At 50.8% G+C, this 23,353-nt stretch carries 25 protein-coding genes and 1 pseudogene; 10 read left to right on the top strand and 16 right to left on the bottom strand.

Annotated elements, in window-relative coordinates:
* The first annotated feature begins 2 nt into the window (after positions 1-2).
* The 3 genes from ABV298_RS19190 to ABV298_RS19180 all read left to right on the top strand — a co-directional run bounded on the left by ABV298_RS19190 (position 3) and on the right by ABV298_RS19180 (position 3,371).
* Positions 3-1,538 carry a tagaturonate reductase gene (locus ABV298_RS19190; protein ID WP_353717794.1) on the top strand — a complete coding sequence of 512 codons (1,536 nt, stop codon included), beginning with the start codon at positions 3-5 and terminating at the stop codon, positions 1,536-1,538.
* Entirely contained in the window at positions 1,519-2,835 is a 1,317-nt protein-coding gene (locus tag ABV298_RS19185; RefSeq protein ID WP_353717793.1) for an MFS transporter, read from the top strand. The genes ABV298_RS19190 and ABV298_RS19185 overlap by 20 nt, the downstream gene beginning before the upstream one ends.
* A gap of 104 nt (positions 2,836-2,939) precedes the next feature.
* The gene (locus tag ABV298_RS19180) at positions 2,940-3,371 is read left to right on the top strand and encodes a nuclear transport factor 2 family protein (RefSeq protein ID WP_353717792.1); all 432 of its coding nucleotides are present in this window, start codon (positions 2,940-2,942) and stop codon (positions 3,369-3,371) included.
* Between the two features lie 32 nt (positions 3,372-3,403).
* Here ABV298_RS19180 and ABV298_RS19175 read toward each other — a convergent pair whose 3' ends face one another.
* Entirely contained in the window at positions 3,404-4,465 is a 1,062-nt protein-coding gene (locus ABV298_RS19175; protein ID WP_353717791.1) for a PDDEXK nuclease domain-containing protein, read from the bottom strand.
* 137 nt (positions 4,466-4,602) lie between these two features.
* Here ABV298_RS19175 and ABV298_RS19170 point away from each other — a divergent pair, with 137 nt between their 5' ends.
* Positions 4,603-5,043, top strand: coding sequence for an SRPBCC domain-containing protein (locus ABV298_RS19170; protein WP_353717790.1), 441 nt, complete (start codon positions 4,603-4,605; stop codon positions 5,041-5,043).
* The gene (locus tag ABV298_RS19165) at positions 5,040-5,372 is read left to right on the top strand and encodes a metalloregulator ArsR/SmtB family transcription factor (protein WP_353717789.1); all 333 of its coding nucleotides are present in this window, start codon (positions 5,040-5,042) and stop codon (positions 5,370-5,372) included. The genes ABV298_RS19170 and ABV298_RS19165 overlap by 4 nt, the downstream gene beginning before the upstream one ends.
* Before the next feature lie 3 nt (positions 5,373-5,375).
* On the opposite strand, the gene ABV298_RS19160 is transcribed toward ABV298_RS19165, so the two are convergent.
* The 3 genes from ABV298_RS19160 to ABV298_RS19150 form a co-directional block, all read right to left on the bottom strand.
* Entirely contained in the window at positions 5,376-6,590 is a 1,215-nt protein-coding gene (locus ABV298_RS19160; protein ID WP_353717788.1) for an ATPase, read from the bottom strand.
* A gap of 141 nt (positions 6,591-6,731) precedes the next feature.
* Positions 6,732-8,120, bottom strand: a complete 1,389-nt coding sequence (locus ABV298_RS19155) for a leucyl aminopeptidase family protein (RefSeq protein WP_353717787.1) — start codon at positions 8,118-8,120, stop codon at positions 6,732-6,734.
* Positions 8,121-8,191: 71 nt separating this feature from the next.
* A complete protein-coding gene (locus tag ABV298_RS19150; protein ID WP_353717786.1) occupies positions 8,192-9,772 on the bottom strand; it encodes a M20/M25/M40 family metallo-hydrolase in 1,581 nt (526 codons plus the stop codon).
* 146 nt (positions 9,773-9,918) lie between these two features.
* On the opposite strand from ABV298_RS19150, the gene ABV298_RS19145 reads away from it, so the two are divergent.
* Entirely contained in the window at positions 9,919-10,851 is a 933-nt protein-coding gene (locus ABV298_RS19145; protein ID WP_353717785.1) for a UbiA family prenyltransferase, read from the top strand.
* Entirely contained in the window at positions 10,845-11,525 is a 681-nt protein-coding gene (locus tag ABV298_RS19140) for a methyltransferase domain-containing protein (RefSeq protein WP_353717784.1), read from the top strand. The genes ABV298_RS19145 and ABV298_RS19140 overlap by 7 nt, the downstream gene beginning before the upstream one ends.
* Here ABV298_RS19140 and ABV298_RS19135 read toward each other — a convergent pair.
* Positions 11,466-12,362 carry an EamA family transporter gene (locus ABV298_RS19135; RefSeq protein WP_353717783.1) on the bottom strand — a complete coding sequence of 299 codons (897 nt, stop codon included), beginning with the start codon at positions 12,360-12,362 and terminating at the stop codon, positions 11,466-11,468. The genes ABV298_RS19140 and ABV298_RS19135 overlap by 60 nt on opposite strands.
* A 155-nt stretch (positions 12,363-12,517) precedes the next feature.
* Between ABV298_RS19135 and ABV298_RS19130 the strand changes: the two genes are divergently transcribed.
* Genes ABV298_RS19130 through ABV298_RS19120 form a run of 3 tightly spaced genes read left to right on the top strand, consistent with a single transcriptional unit; the run spans position 12,518 to position 13,317 of the window.
* A complete protein-coding gene (locus ABV298_RS19130) occupies positions 12,518-12,874 on the top strand; it encodes an HAD hydrolase family protein (RefSeq protein ID WP_353717782.1) in 357 nt (118 codons plus the stop codon).
* Positions 12,875-12,923: 49 nt separating this feature from the next.
* Positions 12,924-13,094, top strand: coding sequence for a hypothetical protein (locus ABV298_RS19125; protein WP_353717781.1), 171 nt, complete (start codon positions 12,924-12,926; stop codon positions 13,092-13,094).
* A gap of 13 nt (positions 13,095-13,107) precedes the next feature.
* Positions 13,108-13,317, top strand: coding sequence for an HAD hydrolase family protein (locus tag ABV298_RS19120; protein WP_353717780.1), 210 nt, complete (start codon positions 13,108-13,110; stop codon positions 13,315-13,317).
* A 9-nt stretch (positions 13,318-13,326) separates the two neighbouring features.
* Here the strand turns inward: ABV298_RS19120 and fabF are convergent.
* The 11 genes and pseudogenes from fabF to ABV298_RS19065 all read right to left on the bottom strand — a co-directional run bounded on the left by fabF (position 13,327) and on the right by ABV298_RS19065 (position 23,322).
* Positions 13,327-14,578 (bottom strand): annotated as a pseudogene (fabF, locus tag ABV298_RS19115) (beta-ketoacyl-ACP synthase II).
* 40 nt (positions 14,579-14,618) lie between these two features.
* On the bottom strand, positions 14,619-14,852 hold the full coding sequence (locus ABV298_RS19110; protein WP_353717779.1) for a DUF2798 domain-containing protein: 234 nt from the start codon (positions 14,850-14,852) through the stop codon (positions 14,619-14,621).
* 37 nt (positions 14,853-14,889) lie between these two features.
* On the bottom strand, positions 14,890-15,651 hold the full coding sequence (locus ABV298_RS19105; protein ID WP_353717778.1) for an SDR family NAD(P)-dependent oxidoreductase: 762 nt from the start codon (positions 15,649-15,651) through the stop codon (positions 14,890-14,892).
* A gap of 161 nt (positions 15,652-15,812) precedes the next feature.
* On the bottom strand, positions 15,813-17,072 hold the full coding sequence (locus ABV298_RS19100) for a sorbosone dehydrogenase family protein (RefSeq protein ID WP_353717777.1): 1,260 nt from the start codon (positions 17,070-17,072) through the stop codon (positions 15,813-15,815).
* Positions 17,073-17,180: 108 nt separating this feature from the next.
* Positions 17,181-17,735, bottom strand: coding sequence for a DUF2911 domain-containing protein (locus ABV298_RS19095; protein WP_353717776.1), 555 nt, complete (start codon positions 17,733-17,735; stop codon positions 17,181-17,183).
* A 119-nt stretch (positions 17,736-17,854) separates the two neighbouring features.
* Positions 17,855-18,937 carry a serine hydrolase gene (locus tag ABV298_RS19090; protein ID WP_353717775.1) on the bottom strand — a complete coding sequence of 361 codons (1,083 nt, stop codon included), beginning with the start codon at positions 18,935-18,937 and terminating at the stop codon, positions 17,855-17,857.
* 4 nt (positions 18,938-18,941) lie between these two features.
* Positions 18,942-19,448 (bottom strand): serine hydrolase, encoded by a 507-nt coding sequence (locus ABV298_RS19085; RefSeq protein ID WP_353717774.1) that lies wholly within the window; start codon positions 19,446-19,448, stop codon positions 18,942-18,944.
* A 125-nt stretch (positions 19,449-19,573) separates the two neighbouring features.
* A complete protein-coding gene (locus ABV298_RS19080) occupies positions 19,574-19,888 on the bottom strand; it encodes an exo-alpha-sialidase (RefSeq protein WP_353717773.1) in 315 nt (104 codons plus the stop codon).
* Positions 19,875-20,693, bottom strand: coding sequence for a sialidase family protein (locus tag ABV298_RS19075; RefSeq protein WP_353717772.1), 819 nt, complete (start codon positions 20,691-20,693; stop codon positions 19,875-19,877). The genes ABV298_RS19080 and ABV298_RS19075 overlap by 14 nt, the downstream gene beginning before the upstream one ends.
* A 57-nt stretch (positions 20,694-20,750) precedes the next feature.
* Positions 20,751-21,758, bottom strand: coding sequence for an NAD(P)H-dependent glycerol-3-phosphate dehydrogenase (locus tag ABV298_RS19070; protein ID WP_353717771.1), 1,008 nt, complete (start codon positions 21,756-21,758; stop codon positions 20,751-20,753).
* A 133-nt stretch (positions 21,759-21,891) separates the two neighbouring features.
* Positions 21,892-23,322 carry an efflux RND transporter periplasmic adaptor subunit gene (locus ABV298_RS19065; RefSeq protein ID WP_353717770.1) on the bottom strand — a complete coding sequence of 477 codons (1,431 nt, stop codon included), beginning with the start codon at positions 23,320-23,322 and terminating at the stop codon, positions 21,892-21,894.
* Positions 23,323-23,353: the final 31 nt, after the last annotated feature.

The raw sequence follows: 23,353 nt of genomic DNA, 5'->3' as shown, positions 1-23,353 counted from the left end.
CTATGGGCAATCTCTTCAGGGAAAACCTTCGCCAGCTCAGGAACCAGCCCGCGGTGGTTGTGGCCGATGATTCGGTGTTCCAGCTGCCCGAGAAGGTTTTGCAGTTCGGTACGGGCGCATTCCTGCGTGGCCTCGCCGATTATTTCATCGACAAAGCCAACCGGCAAGGTCTTTTCAATGGCCGGATCGTGGTTGTCAAATCCACCGAGCAGGGGGATGTGAAGGCATTCGAACGGCAGGATAACCTTTATACGATCTGTTCCCGTGGCATTCAGGACGGGGAGTTGAAGGAGGAGAACATCATTTCCTCCGCGATCAGCCGGGTTCTCTCCGCTAAAACGCAGTGGTCGCTCGTGCTGGACCTTGCCAGGAATCCCGCTGTCGGCCTGGTGATTTCGAATACTACCGAAACAGGCATTCAGCTTGTTCAGGATGATATTTACCAATGGCCGCCGGTTTCGTTCCCTGGCAAGTTGCTGGCATTCCTTTACGCGCGCTATGTGGCATTCGGAGGCAATCCCGATTTTGGGGTAGTCATCATCCCCACCGAGCTGATCGCCGACAATGGAAAAAAACTGGAATCCATTATCCTGGAACTTGCACACCGGAACGGCCTTGAAGGCGCATTTATCGACTGGATCGAGCAATGTAATTTCTTTTGCAATTCGCTTGTCGACCGCATTGTACCCGGCAAACCCGACGAAGCGAGCCTCAAAGAGCTGGAAGAGAAACTCGGCTACCGGGACGAGCTGCTGATCACCACCGAACATTATCATTTGTGGGCCATCGAAGGCGACGACCGCATTCGAGGGAAAATCGGCTTTTATGGTATCGACGAGGGGCTGATCATCGAACCCGACATCGAGCTTTACCGGGAACTAAAACTGAGGCTTTTAAATGGCGCCCACACGCTTGGCGGCGGACTGGCGCATTTGTGTGGCTTCAAAACGGTGGTGGAAGCCATGAACGACCCGTTCTTTTCGGCGTTTATCACGCATTTGATGGAAAACGAAATCGCCACCGCTATTCCCTATCCGGTTAGCCCGGAAAGAGCGCTGGCATTCAGTAGACAGGTGGCCGACCGTTTCAGGAATCCGCACATTCTTCACAAATGGCTCAATATCAACCAGAATTACTCAGCTAAAATCCTTTCCAGGGTTATCCCTACTTACCTGAATTACGAGGCTAAAAACGGCTATCTGCCTGAATACATGACATTCGGACTGGCGGTATTCATTTACTTTATGAAGGCCGTCCGGAAAGAGGCCGACAATTATTACGGCCGGCTGGAAGGCACTCCTTATCTCATCCAGGACCCCAAAGCGCCGTTCTTTTACCAGAAATGGCAAATGGCCTCGCTTCCCGACATGGTGCAGGCGATACTGAAAGAACAGTCGTTATGGGGCAGGGATCTCAACAAAATTGATTCCATGCACGGCTCGGTTGTCAGATATCTTCAATCCATCATGCAAAATGGTATTCGCCAAACACTCAAAACGCTTCTAGAAAAAACAGAATATGCTCTCTCACAATCCTGAACCCACGGAACTCCGGGTGGAGGCCCCGAAAACAAGCTACCGCTGGCGTGTCGTAGCGCTCCTGTTCTGCGCCACCACCATCAACTACCTCGACCGGCAGGTGCTTGGTCTGCTCAAACCGACCCTGGAAGCTGATTTTGGCTGGTCCGAATCCGATTTCAGCCATATTGTAATGGCATTCCAAGCGGCCTATGCGATTTCGCTGATCGGTTTTGGGGCTATAATCGACAAAATCGGGACCAAAATCGGCTACGTAATTTCCGTTGTTGTGTGGAGTATCGCGGCGATGTTGCATGCGGTCGCATCGGGGACATTCAGTTTTGGGTTTATGCGGGCTGTATTAGGCCTTGGGGAAGCTGGCAACTTCCCGGTAGCAATTAAGGCGACGGCCGAATGGTTCCCCAAAAAGGAACGCGCACTGGCAACGGGCATTTTCAACTCGGGGGCCAACATCGGCGCCGTTGTGGCGCCCATTATGGTGCCCTGGATTCTGGGAGCCTACGGCTGGCATGAAGCATTTTTGATCACCGGAGCGTTAGGTTTCGTGTGGCTGGTATTCTGGTGGCGTTTTTACGACCTTCCTTCGAAACAAACCCGCATCAATCAGGCCGAGTACGACTATATCCACAGCGATAACGAAGCCGATACAAGCAAGGAAGCGCCGGTCAAGTGGCTGCAACTCTTTAAAATCCGTCAGACATGGGCGTTCGTTTTCGGAAAAATGCTTACCGACCCGATCTGGTGGTTTTTCCTATACTGGCTTCCATCCTATTTTGCAGAGGCATTCAAACTAAATCTTTCAAAACCGAGCCCCGAACTTGTAATCGTTTACACGGCGACAACGGTCGGCAGTATCGGCGGAGGTTATCTGTCGGGTTATTTTATCAAAAAAGGCTGGCCTGTATTCCGTGCAAGAAAGACCTCGATGCTGATTTTCGCCTTCCTCGTAATGCCGATTATGGCGGCACAATACACCACCAACATCTGGCAGGCAGTTGTGTTGATCAGCCTTGCGGCGGCAGCGCATCAGGCATGGAGTGCAAATATTTTCACGACAGCTTCGGATATGTTTCCCAAAAAGGCCGTAAGTTCGGTCGTTGGCATCGGTGGAATGGCCGGATCAGTAGGTGGAATCCTGTTTCCTCTTTTGGTAGGGATCATTCTCGACAATTACAAGGCGGCCGGAAACATCGGCGGAGGGTATAATGTAATTTTTATCATCTGCGGGTTCGCGTACCTGCTCGCATGGGGAGTAATGCATGTATTCTCGCCAAAAATGGAACGGGTGGATATTTAATAGCACTTCGGCTTTCGGCTGTCGGCTATCTTACCTGACCGTTTTGGGAAAACGGAAATCCGATTGCCGGCTGCCGAAGTTCAATCCTAATTCCTTATTTATCAATGAAAAAAACATTTTTGCTCTTCTCGTTCCTGTTGCTGGGTAATGCATTGCTTTTTGCTCAAAGCTCCGATGAAAAGGCCGTTGCTGCGACGGTCGAAAAACTCAAAACGGCGATCATCGACGCTAATGAGGCCGAGCTGAAAAAACTGACATCGCCTTCACTGTCGTACGGGCATTCCAACGGCTTGCTGGAAGACCAGAAGGAATTCATCCGCGCGCTTGTGAGCGAGGAATCCAAATTCACGAAAATTGATTTGACCGAGCAGACTATCTCCATTTCGGGAGATGTAGCAGTGGTTCGCCATAAGTTGTTCGGCGATACCCATAATAAAGGTAAAGATCCCGCTCAGGTGAAGCTGGGAGTGCTGATGATTTTCCAAAAAGCGAAAGGCAACTGGGTACTGCTTGCCCGCCAGGCGTTCAAACTGTAAGCAGCATTAGTACGGTTTTACGGACGGGCCTGCTAGTCGTTTAGCTGGCCCGTTTTGATGTTGGACAAGTCGCGCTGCCCCATTTTGTGCCGCGCAATTTCGACCGCCTTATGCAATTTCTCCTGCAATACCTGCCGGGAAGGCAGTGCCGTCAGATAATCGGCAACACGGATGTTGCTTTTGCCCAACTGCATCAGCTCGATGTGCTCGCTGCGCTTTCCCGAGCAAAGGATTAATCCGATTGGCTCATTCTCGCCTTCAATCTTCTCATATTTCTCCAAAAACCGGAGGTAAAACTCCATTTGCCCCTTAAATCCAGCCTCGAACTCGCCCATTTTCAGATCGACCGCGACGAGGCATTTTAACCGTCGATGATAGAAAAGCAAGTCGATGAAGTAGTCGCGATGATCGATCGTAATGCGCTTTTGCCGGGCCATGAATGCAAAGTCGCTACCCATTTCGATGATGAAACGCTGTAACTCGACAATGATCGACGCTTCGAGATCTTTTTCCGAATAGGTGTCCTTCAAACCCAGAAAGTCCAGAAAATAAGGGTCTTTGAAAACCAGGTCAGGGTTCAGCTTCTGTTCACTTTTCAACAGGTGCAGATCATTGACGATTACGTCCTCCGGTTTTTTGCTGATGGCGGTACGTTCATAGAGCATCGATTGAATACGTTCCTGCAACTGACGGGACGACCATCTTTCCATTTTACACAATTCGATGTAAAATTCCCGTTTTAAGGGATTTTCGATATACATTAAAGTTTTAAAATGTGTCCAGCTCAATTGTCTACGCAGTGCGGAGACTATCGAGTAATCGGGAAAAACTGATTCGAATTTAATGCAGTGCCTTAAATGCTTTTCGCTCCATCCTGGTCCATAGTCAGCCACTAGCCTAATACTTAAATCTCGTAGAACCTTCTTGCCATACTCAGCTCTGTTGTCTTTTAAAATCTCCCGGTTAATTTGCGTTCCCACACGATAATGCAGCAACGTTATTTCCTCGTTCACCGCCAATGCGACATTTCTTCTGCTTTCTTCGATAAGTTGCTTTACTGCTCCGAATAGGCCCTGGTTTTCAAGGTTTTCCATATTGATGATGTTTGAGGTCCACTCATTTAGACGCTCATTCATCCATTTGGTAACGCTTTTCTACAAACTTTTTTGAACAAAAATTGCGTAACAAAAAAGTTACATATAAATTTGTGTAACAAAAAAAGTTACGTATTATGAAACGCGATATCAAGCTCAAATGGTTTTACCCTCATCCGCCCGAAATGATCTGGGAATGTCTGACCAACCCGGAAATTCTCGCCAAGTGGAGCCCTATGAAGGATTTCAAACCGGAAATCGGCTTTGAATGTCAGACCCAGCAGAAGCCGCGGCCCGCACAGAACTGGGATGGCATTATGTATCACAAAATCCTGGAAATCGAGCCGTTGAAACGACTTTCGTACAGTTTCAAAGGCGGCCCGAAGCCCGGAGTCGTGACGCTGGACACCGTCGTGACGTGGATTCTCGTGCCCAGGGACGGCGGTACGGAGCTGCAACTCGAACACACCGGCTTTACGGGCGCCAAGAACCTCCTGACCAGCTTCATCATGGAAATGGGCTGGAAGAAAATCGTCAACAAAGGGTTCAAAAAAGCATTTGAAGCACGTTTCGCATGAGTACAGAAACAATCGATGCCTTTCAGGCGCTCGCGGACCGCGGCCGGAGGGAGATATTAATGATGGTAGCCGAAAAGAAGCGCACGATCAATTCCATTGCCGAGAACTTCGACATCAGCCGGCCGGCCGTTTCCAAACATATTAAAATCCTGCAAAACGCCGGGTTTATCGATATCGAGGAAAAGGGCCGGGAACGATATTGCGTGCTGAATCAGGATGGTTTTAGCGAGGTTCGGCGATGGATCGATTTGTTTGAAGAATATTGGACGGCACAGTTCAAAAGTCTGGAAAGTTACCTGGCCAACCGTGCCCCCGCTTCCGAAACGTAACTGTCAATGCGTCGCTTTTTTAGGGGCCGGCGCGGACGCATGGTATTTTTTCTGGATAATCGCAGCGTATTTGTCCATTAGTTCAAGCACCTTCTCGCGGGATTTGGACCGGACCACCAAACCCACATGATGCGGCTCGTTCATGCGCCAGACGATCTCAGGATCGTTGAACACCGACAGATCAGGCCATTCCTGCCGTGCCAGGGAAATGATAATACCGGAATACTCTTTCCTCACCGAAGGCAATTTGTAATTTTCACCTTTTGCCTCGGAAGTTTCCATTCGCGCCCATTCTTTCCAGAGATTAATGCCGGACGACGCTTCCACCATTTCCGAGAGATGTGCGCCACCCACGCGGGACGAGGTTTCGAGAAAATAATATTTGCCGTCTTCGTGGCAGCGGATCACTTCTGTATGGGAAGCACTGTGCTTCAAACCAAAAGCTTTCAGCAGATCTACGGCCAGGGTCTGCAATGCATGTTCTTCCGAGGAGTCGAACGGAACGGTAACCGAGCGGAATATCCCTCCGCCGTGCGCCACATCGAATGGCGGGGCAAGGTATTTGCTGTTCCAGGAAAATATGACGATCCCGTTATAGGAGATCGAATCCACGTGGTAAACGTCGCCCGGCTTGTACTGTTCTACAAGGTATGCATGGCGCTTGTCGCCAAGCTCGTGAATGGTATTCCAAAGTTCCTCTGCCGTTTGCAGTTTCTGGATGCCGGTAGCCGACGCTTCCGAGCGGGGTTTGATCATCCAGGGCCCGGGATATTTTTCAATAAACCGGTTGATTTCGTCATCGTTGAAAAGCGCTGAAAATCCCGGAACCAAAATGCCCGATTCCAGCGCTTTGGTACGCATGGCGAGCTTGTCGCGGAAATAGCGGCCGGTTGTTTGTCCCATGCCGGGAATTCGGAAATACTCGCGGATATGTGCCGCCTTTTCCACATCGAAATCATCCAGCGCCACCACGCGGTCGATCGGGCGGCTGCGCATTACGTACGCGAGACCGGTAATAATCTCCTTCATATTATACGCACCGTCCTCTCCTTCCTCCACAAAGAAAAATTCGTCCACAGCCTCTCTGGCCCATGGTTTATGTTCCAGTTTTTTCGCGGTAATCAGAAATACCGTGTTTCCGGCATCTTTGAGCGCCCGTAAAAAATCGTTGCCTTTGAAATAAGTGGAAATGCAGAGAAAAGTCAGAGTTCGGGTCATAAAATACGATTTGGTGAAACGGTAGCGGCTTTCCTGGATGCATCGTTGCCGCAGAACATATATTCTCAAATCTAGCAAAAAGAACCATTTTGACAAGAGAAGCCCGGGTTAAATTTCCGTTACAACCGGCGTTTGGCCTTATTACCCCAACTTCGAAAGGTAGGAAATCAATAACCGGACGCCGTAAGCCGTTCCAGCCCGGCCGGGGGCAAATTCAATATCGCCGAAGGCCGTTCCGGCGATGTCGAGGTGGGCCCAGGCGGGGTGTTCCGCGGTAAAAACCTCCAGAAATTTCGCCGCCACGATCGCTCCGGCCATTGGTTTGCCATGATAATTCTTAATGTCGGCGATATCCGAGCTGATTTCTTCTTTATACTCGTCCCAAACCGGCAGCCGCCATAGCCGCTCACCGGTTCGTTCGCCCGCTTCCAGGAGCGCGTCCGCCAGGCCATCGTCCGTACTGAAAAGTCCCGCGGCTTCGTAACCGAGCGTCTGGATAATACTGCCGGTAAGTGTGGCGAGGTCGATGAGCACGTCCGGCTGATAATGTTTTACGGCGTAATGCAGCCCGTCGGCGAGAATCAGCCGGCCTTCGGCGTCGGTATCGATCACTTCGATCGTCTTGCCCGCGTATGAGCCGATCACATCGCCCGGTTTCATCGCAGAACCATCCACGACGTTCTCCGTCGACGGTATCACGCCAACAATGCGGACAGGCAGTTTCAATTGCGCGGCAAGCTCCACCGTACCCAGCACCGCAGCAGCGCCGCCCATATCGCTTTTCATTAAGTGCATATTGGCCGAGGGTTTAATAGAGATCCCACCCGTGTCAAACGTCACCCCTTTTCCCACCAGCGCGACGGTTTGGGTATAATGTTCCGGTATGTATTCCAAAACGATCATCACCGGTGGGTCTGTGCTTCCCTTGTTCACAGCCAGCAATGCATGCATGCCCAGGTCTTCCAGGCGGTCTTTTTCCAGAACTTCAACCGAATATCCGTTCGCCTCACCCGACTGCTTCCCCCATTCCGCGAGCATTAACGGCTTTTTATAGTTCGAAGGCGCATTCATCAGGTCCATAATACGCTTTTGGACCCGGCCCGTTTTCAACGCATTTTCCGCCGATTGCTGCACGATAGCCCCTTCATCGGCCGCGACAAACAATGTGCCGGTTTCAAAGAAAGTGCTTAGCGGCTTTGGCTCTGTTTTGTACAATTGCAGATCATATCCTCCCAGAACAATGCCGTTTACGGCATTTCCCACCCATTCAGCGGATTTCCCCCGGGCGTCGAGCGTGATGCTGACCGGCCAGCGGTCTTTTCTTTTGAAAAAAAGCGAACGGAATATTTTGGTAATGGCAGGCAGTTTCGGGGTTTTGCCCAGACCCAGCCAGAGCTCGTTGGAAGAATACCACCATAATTCCCCTTTCTCGCCCTTGAACATTCGCTGGTTCCCCGGCTCGGCACCTTGTTCGAAAGGGCGGATGACCAGCACTTCTTCATTTGGCTCCGGTATGATTTTAACTTGCATTGGTTCTGAAAAGGTTTAATAAAAGCAAAGACAATATATGCCTTTGCTCTTAAAAAGGGGCACGGAAATTACTAATCCAGGCCGCCGCGCCGTACAGGCTTACGTGGTTCGGGCCATGCGCCGGGCATTCCCTTCGCGTCAACGGGCAATACGCTTTTTTCTCTCGACGTTCTGGCAGGATCTTCGCTGGCCTGGTAGGCGAGCACCGCGGCAAGGATCGCATTGCCGCGAACATCGTCGAACACGATCTTGTCGTAAGTATCGCGGTTGGTATGCCAGGTATAAGTACCGTACGACCAGCTCAATGAACTGAGCGAAAATGCGGGCGCGCCGGCGGCTACGAACGAAGCGAAATCGGAGCCGCCGGTACCGGGGGTTCCGGGAAATTTTGTTTCGATCGGCGTACGGATGGGCTCCGGAACCCTGGAAAGCCAGCGACCCAGGTATTCATATGCGTTCAAAAAGCCCTGGCCGGACAAATTGACCACCCTTCCGGTGCCATTATCCTGATTGAACACCGCCTGGATATTCTGCACGATGTCGGGATGGTCTTCCACAAACGCACGCGAGCCGTTCAATCCCTGCTCTTCGCTTCCCCAGTGTCCCACCAGGATCGTCCGTTTGGGATTGGGGTACACTTTTTTCAGTATCCGCATCGCCTCCATCATCACCAGCGTGCCTGTGCCGTTATCGGTAGCGCCGCTTCCGCCATCCCATGAATCGAAGTGCGCGGAAAGGATGACGTATTCGTTCGGCTTTTCAGTGCCTTTGATTTCCCCTATTGTATTGAAAGTAGGGCTTATGCCTGTTTCCCTGGCATCCGCCCGCACGCTGATTTTGGGCGTGTGCCCCGATTCCGCCAAACGGTAAAGCAATCCGTAATCTTCAAGCGAAATATCCACAGTCGGGATGGTTTTCGTGTAGGCCCCGAATATCTTGTTAGCGCCGAAACCCTTTGACCAATACGACATCACCACACCGGCTGCGCCTGCCTTTTCCAACGCGAGCGGCAAAGTCCGGCTCGTATAACCCGTCTTTTTCAAACGGTTAGCCCAGGATTCGGCTTGCAGGTCACGGTCCTTTTTCATTTTTTCGAACGACTCCTTGGTAGCAAACTCCTGCCAGTTGTAGTCGGGGCGACCGGTAGGCTGATTCATGCTGATGAGCACAAATTTGCCTTTCGCCGACGGTAACCATTTCCGGAAGGCCAACGAATCGGCCACATCGGGGAGGATCACCACATCGGCGGTTACAGTTTTACCGTTCGTCCCAGGGCTCCATGCAAGTTGCATTCCTTCCAGCGATTTCACGCGCGGCGCCACCATATCGATATGCGATACGCCACGTTCCCATCCCCGCCACTCGCCCCATTTTTCGTTTCTCGCGGCGATATTCCAGCTTTTATATTTGGCTACGGCCCAGTCGTGCGCCTGCTGCATTTGCGGTGAGCCGACGAGCCTCGGCCCGATCACATCCATTAGTTCGTGGGCGAGTTTTTCGAGCTGTGAATTTTCAGTCGCTTCTTTCACAATATTTGTTACGACGGGATCTTGCGAAGCCAATTCTATACTTTGCGCAAAAACAAGTCCTGTCCGGTCAGATCCGGCCCAACACAAAATGCAAAGTGTCAGGATCGAATAGATTTTTTTCATGTAATTGATGGTTTAAGAAAGTATTGTTTCCGAATGTAGTAAATAGCGGCCAAGCCTGGGCCGCCTCTTAAAAAATTCTAAATTGATATTCTAATTATATCATTCGGGCATCCCGGGGGGCTTCGAACGCTGGCTTACAGACAGATATGTTAAACAGGATCATCGCATTTGTATTTTTTGCCAATTATTTCGTCGGGCTGCTGGCGGTGGCATTATCCCTGGAAACGGCCTTTCAGCTCAACCTTCCGCTTAATTCGCCTGTCTATTATCTGCTTGTCTTCTGCACCACTGTGTTTTACTACACCATTGCCTATTCGGGGCCTGTTGCGCCCAAAGTTTCCGCCAATCCGCGCACGGAATGGTACCGCCTGCATTATCGCTTCGTGCGGGTGAGCCAGGTATTTTTATTCAGTATCTGTTCAGGAATGGGAAGCTGGTACCTGGCTAAAAATCTTTCATCCGCATTGCATTTACCATTGCATTACTGGCTGGTGCTGCTGCTCGTGCCATTGGCGGCGGTACTCTACTATGGATTGCTTCCGAAATCGCTCATTTCACTCAACCTCAGGAGAACCGGCTGGCTGAAAGCATTCGTAATCGGCTTCGTATGGGCCGGTTGCGTTAACCTTTTCCCGATAGCCGCTTTGAGGATCGAACAGGGCGTTACAGCCGGCGAACCCCTGCTGATGCTCTGGCTTTTTGTTAAAAACTGGATGTTCTGCACCGTCAACGCAATTATGTTCGATATGAAGGATTACGAGGACGACGCGAATATTGAGTTGAAGACGTTTGCGGTAAGGATGGGCCTGCGGAAAACGATTTATCTGGTGCTGGTGCCGCTTCTGCTCGTCGGGCTGATTTCCTTCCTGGCATTTGCCCTTTACCGCCATTTCGGCATTCCGACGATCCTCTTCAATATGGTGCCGTTTGTGTGCCTGCTGACTGTCGCGTTTTCGCTGCAAAGGCGGCAAAGCATTTTGTTCTACCTGATCGTGATCGACGGACTGTTGCTGGTAAAAGCTCTGTGCGGGATTGCGGGCAGTCTTTTTGCACACCAAAACCTGCATTTACCATGGTGAACAACTACGACCGCATTGCGTCCCGTTACGACAAGCTGAGCAGGCTGATATTCGGGAAATCCATTGTGCGGGCCCAGCAAGCGTTGCTACCGCTCATAACGCCTCCCGCACGCGTGCTCGTCGTGGGCGGGGGCACGGGCTGGATCATCGAAGAAATGGGGCGCATTCATCCGTCGGGACTGGCGATCGATTACGTGGAAATCTCTTCAAATATGTTGGAGTTGGCGCGAAAAAGGGATTCCAGGCACAATAAGGTCACATTCATTCACGCCGCTATCGAAGATTATAACGCACTGTCGTCATATGACGTAATCATGACGCCGTTTCTTTTCGACAATTTCAGTCACGTACGCGCGCAGAAAGTTTTCCGGAAGTTGGACAGCATGCTAAAAAACGGCGCATTATGGCTATTTACAGACTTTCATATCGACAAAGGCATCAATCGTCTTTGGCAGAAAGCCCTGCTACGGTCCATGTATATTTTTTTCAGGAACATTAGTCAGGTGGAAGCCGATCAATTGCCTGATATGCGGGCCCTTTTTAATACACACTTTCAGACCGTTTTCGAGACTTTCCATTTCAGGCGTTTCATCCGGTCGGCGGCCTATCGCAAATCAGGCGACGGCGGTGCGGCGGCCAAAAATAAACCGCTCGTTGAAAATGACGATCGATAGCAGGATCAGCGAATAGGCCGTGATCTGGATCGTGTTGATAGGCTCATGAAAATAGAACAATGCGATCACAAAGTTCATCAATGGATTGATATACAACAAAATACCCATCGTCGAAGACGTTACCCCCTGCAAAGCGTAGAGGTTCATGAACAACGGAATGATCGTAAAAACGATGGCTATCAGCGTGATTAACACATAAAACGACATTTCCGTTGGCAAGGCCGAGCTGTATTTCGGGTAAAAAGGCAGCAGCAGCAATGCCGAAAATATGATCTGGATTGTGAGCACCAGAAACTTGTCGATACCGGTATTTTTGCGCTGGCTTACCAGGTAAAACGCGTAGGAAGCAGCCACGATAAGACTGTAAAGAATATCCGCTATATTATTGAATGACAACAAAATACAGCTTGCAACGCTGAGTAAGACGGCTGTCCATTGCCATTTACTGAGCTTTTCATCCAGTATAAAAAAAGCGATAACGGTCGTCATGATCGGGCAAACAAGGTACGCAAACGACGCTGCTTTTACGCTGATGTGGTTCATCACATAAATGAAGAAAAACCAGTTGGCCGTCAACAACACCCCGCCGATCAACGTCAGGAAAGCCACCTGCCTTTTCCTGGCCTGCGGCATTGCCTTGAACGTGGCGATACTCTCGCGCAACACTTTCCCACGCATAAACAGGCTGATCACCGCCATCACCGCCGCGCACATGAATACCCGGTAAAAGAGAATGTCGAGCGAAGGGTACGCTTTCAGCGGCTTCAACGCCAGACTGAAAAAACCCCAGATCATAAAGGAAACTAGTGCGGTGAGGTAGTATTTGGAAAATCTCATCGAATGGCCCTGACAACATTTGTGGTGTACGGCATTGTAACAGCGAAAACGCGGGTGCGGTTCTTGGCAAACGTCCTTAATTGTCGAATTTACAGTAAAAGCGGAACCATAGCGGGCTTATTTGGCTTGATTGGTAAGGCAATATTTAATCAAACATGACATTTTCCGACATCCGGCTGGTGGCTACCGACATGGACGGTACGCTTTTGAACTCCAAACATGAAATCCACGAATCGTTTTTCCCTGTTTTCAGAAAATTAAAAGACCACGGAATCATTTTCGTGGCAGCCAGCGGTCGTCAGTACTTCAATCTCGCCAAAACCCTCGACGCGGTTAAAGACGAGGTCATTTTCGCTGCAGAAAATGGCAGTTATGTGGTTTTCCGGGATGAAGAGATCCACATTCAGGCGATCGATCCCGAAATTACCCGGGAGCTTATCGTCATCTCAAAGGAAAATAAAAAACACTTATCCGATCATTTGCGGGAAAAAGAAGGCCTATGTCGAGAATGACGACGAGGAGTTTATCAACCATCTCAAACTTTATTTCGAAAGATATGAGGTGGTGGACGACCTGCTCGAAATCACCGACGACCAGTTCCTGAAATTCACATTATGCGATCTGGCCGGCTCGGAGGTCAACAGTTATCCGCATTACAAAAAGTACGAAGAAGCGCTGCAAGTGAAGGTGTCAGGCCCGATCTGGCTCGATATTTCCCATAAAAAAGGCTAACAAAGGCCGTGCAATGGAGGTCTTGCAGGAAAAATTCCGGATTACTGCCGGGCAGACCATGGTTTTCGGCGACTATCTGAACGACCTCGAAATGCTCGAAAAGGCCCATTATTCCTACGCCATGGCCAATGCGCATCCGGATATCAAAAAAATAGCCCGCTTCATCGCCAAAAGCAACGATGAAAACGGGGTTGTGGAAGTCCTTTCGGAAATCACGGAGTAAGGCTATGCCCTACTCCGTATATTTTTTAAATATGGATGTTGCCGTGTGACCTCCGAAACCGAACGTGTTGTTAAGCGCGTAATTTACAGGCTGGTTCAGCGATTTGCCCAAAACGATGTTCATTCCCTCGGGTATCGCTTCGTCGAGGTTCTCCGTATTGATAGTCGCAGGAATAACATCGTGTTTCACTGCCAAAGTGCAAATGATGCTCTCGAGAGCGCCCGCCGCACCCAGTAAGTGGCCGGTCATTGACTTGGTGGCACTGATAGCCACGGGGTGATCGCCGAACACGGTCTTCAAACCTTGCAGCTCGCTCATATCGCCCAGTCCGGTGGAAGTCGCGTGCGCATTCACGTAATCGATCCGATCGGGCGCAATGCCCGCCTCGTTCAGGGCCTTCCGCATCCCGAGTGCTGCGCCCAGTCCGTCGGGAGGCGTCCCTGTGAGGTGATATGCGTCGGCAGCCATTCCGCCGCCGACGATCTCCGCATAAATTTGCGCGCCTCTCGCCTTTGCATATTCCAGATCTTCGAGGATTAATGCGGCCGCGCCTTCGCCCATTACAAAGCCGTCGCGGTCCTTATCGAACGGCCTTGAAGCTGTCGCCGGATCGTCGTTTCTTTTGGAAAGCGCCTGCGCCGCGTTGAAGCCGCCCAATGCCGAATAAATGATCGCCGCTTCGGACCCGCCCGCTATCATGAGCTTGGCTTTACCCATACGAATGGTATCAAATGCGCTGATCAGCGCGGTATTCGATGAGGCACAAGCCGAAACGGTACAATAGTTAGGCCCGTGGAGCTTGTGACGGATCGAAATCACGCCCGCCGCAATGTCCACGATCATTTTGGGAATAAAGAACGGATTGAAACGGGGAACGCCTCCCGACGCATGGAATTCCAGCAACTGGTCTTCGAAGGTCCCCATTCCGCCATTTCCAGTCGCCCAGATGACCCCCATATCGTAGCGTTCTTCCATATCGATGTTCGCAAAATCCAATCCCGCGTCTTTAATAGCTGTGTCCGACGCCGCGATCGCGTATTGGGTGTGCAGATCGTACTTCTTGATTTCCTTTTTCTCGATATAGTCTTCGGGATTGAAATTCTTCACTTCGCAACCGAATTGTGTTTTGAATTTGGAAACGTCCATTTTCGTAATGGTAGCAGCACCGCTCTTACCATTTACAATATTTTGCCAGAACTCATCCACAGAGTTCCCCAGCGGGGAAATAACCCCCCAGGCCAGTCACTACTACTCTTTTCATAAAGTTTGATTAGTTGATCCGGGACGTCGGAAGGCGATCGTCAATCAACCTCCTGAGTCAGTGTATCTTTGAAGATGTCATCGACCAGTCTCTGCACCCTCGGACCAATCAGCAGGATTGCCGGGATGACGATCAGGTAGGACAAGCTCCAAGATTTGAGCCAAATCACCAAAAAATTGGCAACAAATCCAATATTTAGGGAAATCAAAGTAAAGGAAATTATCCCCGTCGTGACGATCCCCATGATCATGGCAAATGCGATCCGTTGTCTCATTTCGGTAGCGATTTTATAGGTTCGAGGTTACTTGTTATTAAGCCGGTTGAAGATCCACACCGGGGTTCATGGCCTGCAATGCGGCTGTCGGTGAACTCAGGAAGAGGCTGAAAACATCGGCGGTACGTCCTGTGAGCACTTCATAGGTGTTGCTTTCGAATGCTGTCACCAGGTCGTCGGCTACCTGTTTCGGGGGAATACCGTTTGTAGCGCCGCCTATTTCGGCCGAAAACTCGGTATCGACCAATGGAGGCAGGATTTCGAATACTTTGATATTAGTGGATTTGCCCAGCGTAATACGAAGCGACTGCGTGTAGGAATGCAACGCGGCTTTACTTGCGGCATAGGTAGGAAGCCGGTGGTTCGGCACAAGCCCGGCAATGCTGGAAACCGTTACGATGGCAGCCTCGTCCGCTTTTTTGAGCAACGGCAGAAGTTTCTGGTTCAAACGGATAATGGCAAGGTAGTTGGTCAGGATCTCTTCCCCGGCCAGCGCGGCGGCGTCTTCTTCCCCGTCGAGCAGATAGTAGGACGCCTTGCCTGCGTTGTTGATCACAACATTCAATTCAGGGAATTCGGTTTCGAGACGCGCTACAAGTTGGTCGGTCGCGTCCCTGTCGATGACGTCGTAAACGATCGGAGTCACATTGCCGAGCTGCGCCGCGGCGTTCCGCAGCCGCTCTTCGTTACGGCCGGTGATAATTACGTGGTTTCCTTTTGCAGAAAATGCTTTTGCAAACTCGAATCCGATGCCGGCACTTCCGCCGGTGATCAGGATGGTATTTCCGGTTGTTTTCATTGTTATTCCAGTTTAAATATACCAATCGGTATTTTATTAAAGAAAATTAAAACCGGTGCTTTCGCCCGGCAAATCGGTGAACGGATTCACAAGACAAAAATATACTGATTGGTATATTTTTGCAAATAAAATCGGAAAAACTTTCGATCGGACAGCCGTTTCTATTTCGCACTCACCCGCCAGATGACGTTCCCCGAGTCGTCGTTCACGAGCAGCGAACCGTCGTCCATAACAGTTACGTCCACGGGCCGCCCGTACACTTTCTTTTCGCTTTCTATAAATCCGGTGAGAAAATCCTCCGGTTTTCCGGATGGCTTTCCGTCTTTAAACGGCACGAAAACGACTTTATAACCAGCCAGAGCCGAGCGGTTCCAGGAACCATGCTGCCCTATGAATGCGCCGTTGCGGTACTTTGCGGGAAATTTGTCCTTGGTATAAAAAACCAGGCCCAATGACGATGTGTGCGATCCCACCGGCACGTCGGGAACAATCGTCTTTGCAACCAGATCGGGGCGCTCGCCCTTCCGGCGCGGGTCTTCGTTCTTTCCGAAATAGGCATACGGCCATCCGTAAAAACCACCTTCCTTTACGCTTGTAATGTAATCCGGCACAAGATCGTCGCCCAATTTGTCGCGCTCGTTTACGGCTGTCCAAAGCACATTCGTTCCCGGGGCCCAATCCATCCCGACGGGATTGCGCAACCCGCTCGCATACACGCGCTCGCCTGTGCCGTCCGGATTAATTTCCAGAATATTGGCCCGGCGTTTTTCCTCATCCATACCATGATCCGCCACATTGCTGGCCGAACCTACGGAAATGTAGATTTTGCTTCCGTCGGCATTAGCCAGCAGATTCCGCGTCCAGTGATTATTGTAGCCTCCGGCAGGCAGGTCGACGATCTTCTCGCCTTTCGAAGTGATTTTGGTTTCGCCCGATTTATAAGGAAAGCGGTAAACGCCATCGGTATTCGCTACATAGAAATAGTTTTTCAGCACCAGCATTCCGAACGGCTTGTTGAGTTTCTCAAGAAAAATCTCCCGCAATTCGGGCGTACCGTCCTTATTCACATCGCGCAGGAGCGTGATCCTGTCGGCGCTTTTGCGCGTACCCGATTCGGCTACGAAAATGTCACCATTGGGACCGATGTAGGTCCATCGCGGGCTTTGGAGTTTATCTGCAAATTTCGTTACGACGAAACCTTCCGGTGCCGCGGGCATCTTGCCATCCGGCCAGCCTTCTTCTTTGGGCCGGTTTTCCACAGATTCGGTCGCGAATGGCGCGGGCAGCGTGAGACTGTCCGTCACGGTAACGACCTGGTCGGGCCCGCTTTTGGCGGCCTCTTCTTTTTCCTTTTTATTATTGCAGCCCAACACGAAAGCCAGGGCCAGCATACCCATAATGGTCAGATGGTGTTTGTTCATACTGATGGCTATTAATGTAAAAAAGCTGGTCGGAAGCTTCGAACTTCCCCCAGCTTTCAACAATAATAATGCCAGTATACGGCGGTCCGCTTTTCGCATTCACCGGTTTCAGAACGATACCGGCACTTCCACAACGGTATTGTCCCATCCCAGGAACATCCTGGCGGCCCTGTCCGACGATTTTTCAAATACTATCGAAAAATTCTCGATCGGCGCATCTGCTTTTCTCACGGGCGCTGTCACCCGGAGCACATCGTTAGCTTCCTTGTATTTGTAAGCACCCCAATAATCCAGGTCGGAGCTCAGGATGATGGTCCACTCTTTCTCGTTCGGGATTGCGAACATCGAATAGGTTCCTGCCTTCACCTTCTTACCGCCAAAAGTGGCGTCTTCATAAAATTTGATTTCCGTAGATTCATCCGCTCCCAGGCGCCAGACCTTCCCGTATGGTTCGAGTTTCCCGAAAATTTCCCTTCCTTTCAGATATGGACGGCTGTACGATACTTTAATCAACGCCTTCTCGCCATCCTTACGGTCGTGAGCGAAATGGTCGGGAAAATATGCAATATCGCGGGGACTTTTATCGAGTCCCCTGAATTTCTGCGCATTCGCACCGAATGCGGTTGCCACCATCAAAAGGGCCAGAAAAATGTTCTTTTTCATATAAGTGGTCATTAATTAAGTTTTTAATACTAATAATAGGTAAATGTTTCGTGTTCGAATGTTCTGCTATCCCACCCTCAGACGGATTTAGATCGGGTACCAAACACGCAATCGGTCAACTATGCGGTCAGCTTCCCGCTCAGAACCGGCCTCGGGTCCTTGGTATTGCCGATAATTGCAAGGCTGCGTTTAAATTCCAGTTGCAAATTATCCCCTTCAAATTTGCAGCGGACGGTTTCATAATGCGCTGTTTCGATGAACCGCCAGGTCATTTCGAAAGTCACATCGTCGACCCAGGCGCCATTTGCGGCAATTTTCGTTTTCTTCTCGCCCGGAACAGGCGTCAACACCAATTTGAGCGGCATGGTCGACAAGTCGGTAAGACCGATTTTCCAATTACCCAAACCATTTACCACCAGGTGCTCGCCCCGGTCGTCGGTCACCCGGAACAGGCACCAGCCTTTATCGAACTCGAAAGACACCCTGGTTATTTTCAATTCATTATCGGCCAGTTTAAAGCGCTTTCCATTCATTTTGGAAGCCAGTTCGGAAGCGGGTTTACCGGGCGTAAGCGGCAACGCGAGCGAACCGAGCTTTTTCTGCATTTGTGCCTGCATATCTTTATCAGCCGGTACTCCAGTGGCTTTCACCGTCGGCAGTATGTGGTTCCAAACGTGGTTCAGAATGGCCTGCATATCGCCAGTTTCGCTGGTAATGGCCACTACCATGTCTTCTTTGGGCATTACGATACAATATTGCCCGAAAGCGCCGTCGCCACGATAAGCACCGTTGCGGCAGCGCCAGAACTGGTAGCCATAGCCCTGCTGCCAATCGTCGTCCTCGGGCTTACGGTTGTTGCCTTTGGACATAATGTGCGAACGCGTCGCCTCTTCGACCCAGGCCGCAGGTAATATGCGTTTGCCGTTATACTCTCCTTTTTGCAAGTACAACTGCCCGAACTTCGCAATATCTTCCGTTTTCACGCGCAATCCCCAACCACCCGTATTAATGCCTTTCGGATCCACTTCCCAGTCCATATCGTCGATCGCCAGCGGCTGAAAAAGCCGTGGTTTCAGGTATTCGAGCAGCGTTTGGCCGGTTATTTTCTGGATAATGGCGGACAGCATATAGGTCGCGCCGCTATTGTACACGAAGAATGTACCCGGCTCATGTTCCACAGGTTGCGCCAGAAACGCCTTCACCCAGTTATCGCCCCCCCGATTCGCGCAATTTGCCGGTCGTGTCCTTGTCGTGGCCGGTCGACATGCTCAGAAGGTCGCGGATACGCATGGCAGCGAGGTTAGCGCTCACGGTAGCAGGTTTATCCTCCGGGAAAAAGGAAATGACCTTATCGTCGACTCTCAGCTTGCCTTCGGCAACGGCAAGACCGATGGCCGTCGATGTGAAGCTTTTACTCAGCGAATACAATGTATGTTTCAGATCCGGCGCATAAGGCGCCCACCAGCCCTCCGCGACCACTTTTCCCTGCCGGAGGATCATCAGGCTATGCAGGTTCAGGCGATCGGCCTCGACTGCATTGGCAAAGTCGAGTATGCCTTTGGCCGACATTCCCTGCGCCTCCGGCGAGCTCCGCGGCAATTGGCCATAGCTGAGCGACGATGCCCAGACTGACCCTGGAATAGCACTGATAACGCCCAGTTGTAAGGCTCCTAGCCCTATTTGTTGAAGGAACTCCCTGCGGTTGTACGACATATCCGAATGATGATTAAGGTCAAAAACGAGAAGTGGCCTGCCCTCGGCATCATGCCCGGACAGACCACCATAAAACTCTTGTTAAATGCTTTTTTTACTCAAAGAAACGCACCATACGGCAACACTTACTTCTTTTCTTTCGCGGCCAGATCAACGATATCCTTCTTGCTACCGGTCCAGAACGCGATTTTGCGGCGGTTGTAAGTATATGTAACAGCCACAGAATCGCCCCAGCTGATTATCGCCGGGTAGGAGTACTCGTCTTCTTTCTTACCGGTCGCAATATCGATCTTGTCCGTCCAGTTCTGGCCATTGTCGTAAGAAAGGATCAGTGAAAGCGGCGAGCGCGAGCCCCAGTTATGGTCGTCGGGATTGTAGGCCAGCACCAATGTGCCGTCGCTAAGCCGGGCAAGGTCGACACCGCTATTAGGGTTGGGCAATGAGGTTTTTTTTAATAGTCGACCAAGTTTTTCCATAATCTTTGGAGTCGCTGCGACCGATCACACCACCGGTTGTGCGCACAAGCATATGCACATGTCCGGGCTCCGACTCCCATAATGTGGGTTGAATAGCGCCCTTCCCTTTGATTTCCGTGGTATCGATTTTAAGATACGGGCTTGCAGTCCAGGTTTTGCCTTTATCGGTGCTGCGGTCTACAAAAACCTCCCAGCGGTTTACTTCGTTGGAAGCACCCGCCAGCCAGTCGCCGTTCGAGAGCACGATCAATTTATCTTTCACAGGGCCGCGGCCGCCTTTATCTCCTTTTACAAGCTCATAGGCTTCCGACCAGGTTTGTCCATTATCGGAGGAGGTTTTCACCCAGGTCTCCCACTGCGCGATCTCCTTCCCTACTTTAAAATACAATATTACCTTCCCGTCGTCTGTTTTTTGAAGGACAGGGTTCCAATGCGCATCCTCCCGGATTTTGGCTACTTCAACCGGGGCGCTCCAATGCCCGGGCCGCCCTTTTGAAAGCCAGATACCCACATCCGGATTCTTCTCTTCGGTTCCTCCGAACCATGCTATCAGAAACTGCCCGTCGTCGAGCCGCACCAATGTGGAAGCATGACATTGCGCAAACGGACGTTGATCGCCGAAAACGAACTCCTTTTCGCTTGCAAGCGAGTCCAGCTTTTTGTCTTCTGCCGTTTCGGATTTTTGGGAACCGCAGGATGTCATCACTATTGGGCCCAGCAACAATGCAGCTGCCAGCCGGATAGAAGATAGCTTTCTGTTTAGTAGCATGAATTAATGTAGGTTTGAACGTTTAGCAAGATACCCTCACAAACCGAAAAAGGGCTATTATTTCAATAATTTCTTCAATTCGTTCATCACGGCCGCGGGTGTCTGTTCTTCATAAAGAATGCTGTAAACCGCGCTGGTTATCGGCAAGTTGACCTGATGAGCCTTGTTCAGTTCATGAATGCTCCTGGTCGCATAGTAACCTTCCGCGATCATCTTCATTTCGAGCTGCGCGGCCTTGACGCTGTACCCTCGCCCGATCATATTCCCGAACAACCGGTTGCGGCTGAACTGAGAATAGGCCGTCACCAGCAGGTCGCCCAGATAGGCCGACGAGCTCAGGTTACGGTCGCGCGGGTCGAGGGCTGTTACCAGGTTTCCTATTTCCTGCATGGCATTCGACACCAGCACCGCCTGAAAATTATCCCCATACCCAAGCCCGTGCGTGATCCCGCATGCCAGCGCGACGATATTCTTCATTACCGCCGCATACTCGACCCCGTAAAGGTCGTCGAGCGCGTTGGCCGTGACATAGCGGCAAGTCATCAGCTCCGCAAAACCTTCCGCCGCGGGGCATTCGGTCGATGCGATCGTGAGATAGGATTGTTTTTCGAGGGCAACTTCCTCTGCGTGGCACGGGCCGGCTATTACGCAGGTATCTTTCATTTCAATGCTAAAAGCCTCCGCCGCCCAATCGGTGACGAGCGCATTCCGGCCGGGCACCATGCCTTTGATCGCCGAAACGATACGTTTGCCCTGTAAATGTTTTGCGGACAAATGCTGCAAGGATTCCTGAATGAACGCCGCAGGAACGGCCAGAATGATGTAATCGGCCCCTTTTACGGCATCGGTGGTTTTTTCGAAAACCTTTACTTTTTTCGGAGAAAGCACCACGTCGCTAAGATAGCTCGGATTGTGGTTGAATTTCCGGATATGGTCGATGTCCTTCTGGTTCCGGAGCCACCAGCGGATCTGCACATGATTTTGTTCGCAAAGGATCTTGATCAACGCGGTCGCCCAGCTTCCGCCGCCGATCACTGCGATTTTAGTATGATTTAAGAAAGTCATCCGGCGGAAATATCAGAATTTGGCGGAAATATGGGGCCAAAATTGCTGAAAATAAAAAATCCTTGCAGCAAAGCCGCAAGGATTTTCCTTTTTAACCTAAACTAAATCGAACTTATTACTTTTTTACAACGCATCAGTTCGGGTTTTCATTTGATTTTTTCCCATCTTTTTTCGGTTGCTCCTTCTTTTTTTCCACAAGGTCACCGTCATTGAGGTTTTTGGATACTGCAATGTATGGTCCGGAGATGATCCTGTCGCCCGGTTTCAGGCCCGAAAGAATTTCGATGTTTTCAAAATCGCTGATACCCGTTTTCACCTCCCTCATCTTCGCCCTTCCGTTTACGTCAAGGAAAACGACTTCTTTGATAACTTCCTGTTTCTTGGGCTTCTTATCGTCCTCGTCACTCGCCGGAGCGTTATTGTTTGTACCGTCTCCCGAACCGGGAATCACCTGGGGCGTTCCGCCACGTGTGGTAACGGCCGCGATAGGCACAGAAACCACTCCGTTTTTACGCTCGGTAATGATTTCCACCGACGCCGTCATACCCGGCTTGAACGGATACGATTTTTTAGATTTCGAGGTCATCAAATCCTTGAACGACTCGTTCAATATCTTCACCTTCACCTGAAATTCCGTTACCGCGTCGGCCGACGTGCTTGCGACTGACGTGGAAGAAGAAAGCGAGGCGAGACCAGCCGCCGTATTCGCGATTTCTTTCACCACACCTTTGAACTTCCTGCCGGAAGCGCTGTAAGCATCTACGTCGATTTCGGCGGTGTCTCCGATCGAGACGCGGACAATATCGTTTTCATTCACATTCACCCTGACTTCCATATCGGCCAGGTTCGCGATCCGCATCATTTCCGTACCGGCCATCTGCGACGTACCTACCACACGCTCGCCTTCTTCGACATTCAGCAGCGAAACAATACCGCTAACCGGCGCGAAAATGCTGGTTTTGCGAAGGTTCTCGGCCGCGTCGCGCAAACTCGCTTCGGCACTTTTGATATTGTAAAGCGCCGCCGCCACATTGGCTTTGGCCGATTCCACGTCCTGCTGCGCCACACCGTAGCTCGATGCGATCGATTCGAAATCGGCCGAGGAGATTACTTTGTCCGCAAAAAGTTTCTTATTACGGTCATAATTGGCTTTCGCCTGCACAAGCCGCGCCTCGGCCTGGGCTACCATCGCCTTGGTTTGCTCATAGTTGGCTTTGCTTGAATTCACCGACGCCTGCGCACGGGCCATGAGCGATTCGTAGTTATCCGGGCGGATTTTCAGCAATAACTGGCCTTTTACCACCGAGTCGCCCTCGGCCACGTTCAGACTGATAATCTCCCCGGACACGTCCGGGCTGAGTTTTACTTCCACTTCCGGCTGCACTTTTCCCGACGCGCTTACCCGTTCGATGATATCCGATTTTTTGACAATCGCATATTCCACTTCGGTCGCCTTGGGTTTGCCGATCAAACCGGCCTGCTTTGCTCCAAACAAACCAACGAAGAGTAATACCACGACACCTCCCGTTATCCACCAGATCCGTTTCGAAGATTTACGTGCCATATTTTTTTGATTACGTTTTTTTGAGATTGGT

This window comes from Dyadobacter sp. 676, assembly GCF_040448675.1.
GTDB lineage: Bacteria > Bacteroidota > Bacteroidia > Cytophagales > Spirosomataceae > Dyadobacter.
Note: the sequence above shows the minus strand (reverse complement) of the source record. Positions and strands in the feature narration are given on the sequence as shown.

What these genes read in the sequence shown, in the direction of transcription:
- ABV298_RS19185 (WP_353717793.1), top strand. Translation starts at nt 1,519, where the DNA reads ATGCTCTCTCACAATCCTGAACCCACGGAACTCCGGGTGGAGGCCCCG.
- ABV298_RS19065 (WP_353717770.1), bottom strand. Translation starts at nt 23,322, where the DNA reads ATGGCACGTAAATCTTCGAAACGGATCTGGTGGATAACGGGAGGTGTC.
- ABV298_RS19120 (WP_353717780.1), top strand. Translation starts at nt 13,108, where the DNA reads ATGGAGGTCTTGCAGGAAAAATTCCGGATTACTGCCGGGCAGACCATG.
- ABV298_RS19135 (WP_353717783.1), bottom strand. Translation starts at nt 12,362, where the DNA reads ATGAGATTTTCCAAATACTACCTCACCGCACTAGTTTCCTTTATGATC.
- ABV298_RS19175 (WP_353717791.1), bottom strand. Translation starts at nt 4,465, where the DNA reads ATGGAAAACCTTGAAAACCAGGGCCTATTCGGAGCAGTAAAGCAACTT.
- ABV298_RS19105 (WP_353717778.1), bottom strand. Translation starts at nt 15,651, where the DNA reads ATGAAAACAACCGGAAATACCATCCTGATCACCGGCGGAAGTGCCGGC.
- ABV298_RS19095 (WP_353717776.1), bottom strand. Translation starts at nt 17,735, where the DNA reads ATGAAAAAGAACATTTTTCTGGCCCTTTTGATGGTGGCAACCGCATTC.
- ABV298_RS19165 (WP_353717789.1), top strand. Translation starts at nt 5,040, where the DNA reads ATGAGTACAGAAACAATCGATGCCTTTCAGGCGCTCGCGGACCGCGGC.
- ABV298_RS19110 (WP_353717779.1), bottom strand. Translation starts at nt 14,852, where the DNA reads ATGAGACAACGGATCGCATTTGCCATGATCATGGGGATCGTCACGACG.
- ABV298_RS19070 (WP_353717771.1), bottom strand. Translation starts at nt 21,758, where the DNA reads ATGACTTTCTTAAATCATACTAAAATCGCAGTGATCGGCGGCGGAAGC.
- ABV298_RS19145 (WP_353717785.1), top strand. Translation starts at nt 9,919, where the DNA reads ATGTTAAACAGGATCATCGCATTTGTATTTTTTGCCAATTATTTCGTC.
- ABV298_RS19140 (WP_353717784.1), top strand. Translation starts at nt 10,845, where the DNA reads ATGGTGAACAACTACGACCGCATTGCGTCCCGTTACGACAAGCTGAGC.
- ABV298_RS19170 (WP_353717790.1), top strand. Translation starts at nt 4,603, where the DNA reads ATGAAACGCGATATCAAGCTCAAATGGTTTTACCCTCATCCGCCCGAA.
- ABV298_RS19100 (WP_353717777.1), bottom strand. Translation starts at nt 17,072, where the DNA reads ATGAACAAACACCATCTGACCATTATGGGTATGCTGGCCCTGGCTTTC.
- ABV298_RS19190 (WP_353717794.1), top strand. Translation starts at nt 3, where the DNA reads ATGGGCAATCTCTTCAGGGAAAACCTTCGCCAGCTCAGGAACCAGCCC.
- ABV298_RS19075 (WP_353717772.1), bottom strand. Translation starts at nt 20,693, where the DNA reads ATGCTACTAAACAGAAAGCTATCTTCTATCCGGCTGGCAGCTGCATTG.
- ABV298_RS19130 (WP_353717782.1), top strand. Translation starts at nt 12,518, where the DNA reads ATGACATTTTCCGACATCCGGCTGGTGGCTACCGACATGGACGGTACG.
- ABV298_RS19085 (WP_353717774.1), bottom strand. Translation starts at nt 19,448, where the DNA reads ATGTCGTACAACCGCAGGGAGTTCCTTCAACAAATAGGGCTAGGAGCC.
- ABV298_RS19160 (WP_353717788.1), bottom strand. Translation starts at nt 6,590, where the DNA reads ATGACCCGAACTCTGACTTTTCTCTGCATTTCCACTTATTTCAAAGGC.
- ABV298_RS19150 (WP_353717786.1), bottom strand. Translation starts at nt 9,772, where the DNA reads ATGAAAAAAATCTATTCGATCCTGACACTTTGCATTTTGTGTTGGGCC.
- ABV298_RS19155 (WP_353717787.1), bottom strand. Translation starts at nt 8,120, where the DNA reads ATGCAAGTTAAAATCATACCGGAGCCAAATGAAGAAGTGCTGGTCATC.
- ABV298_RS19180 (WP_353717792.1), top strand. Translation starts at nt 2,940, where the DNA reads ATGAAAAAAACATTTTTGCTCTTCTCGTTCCTGTTGCTGGGTAATGCA.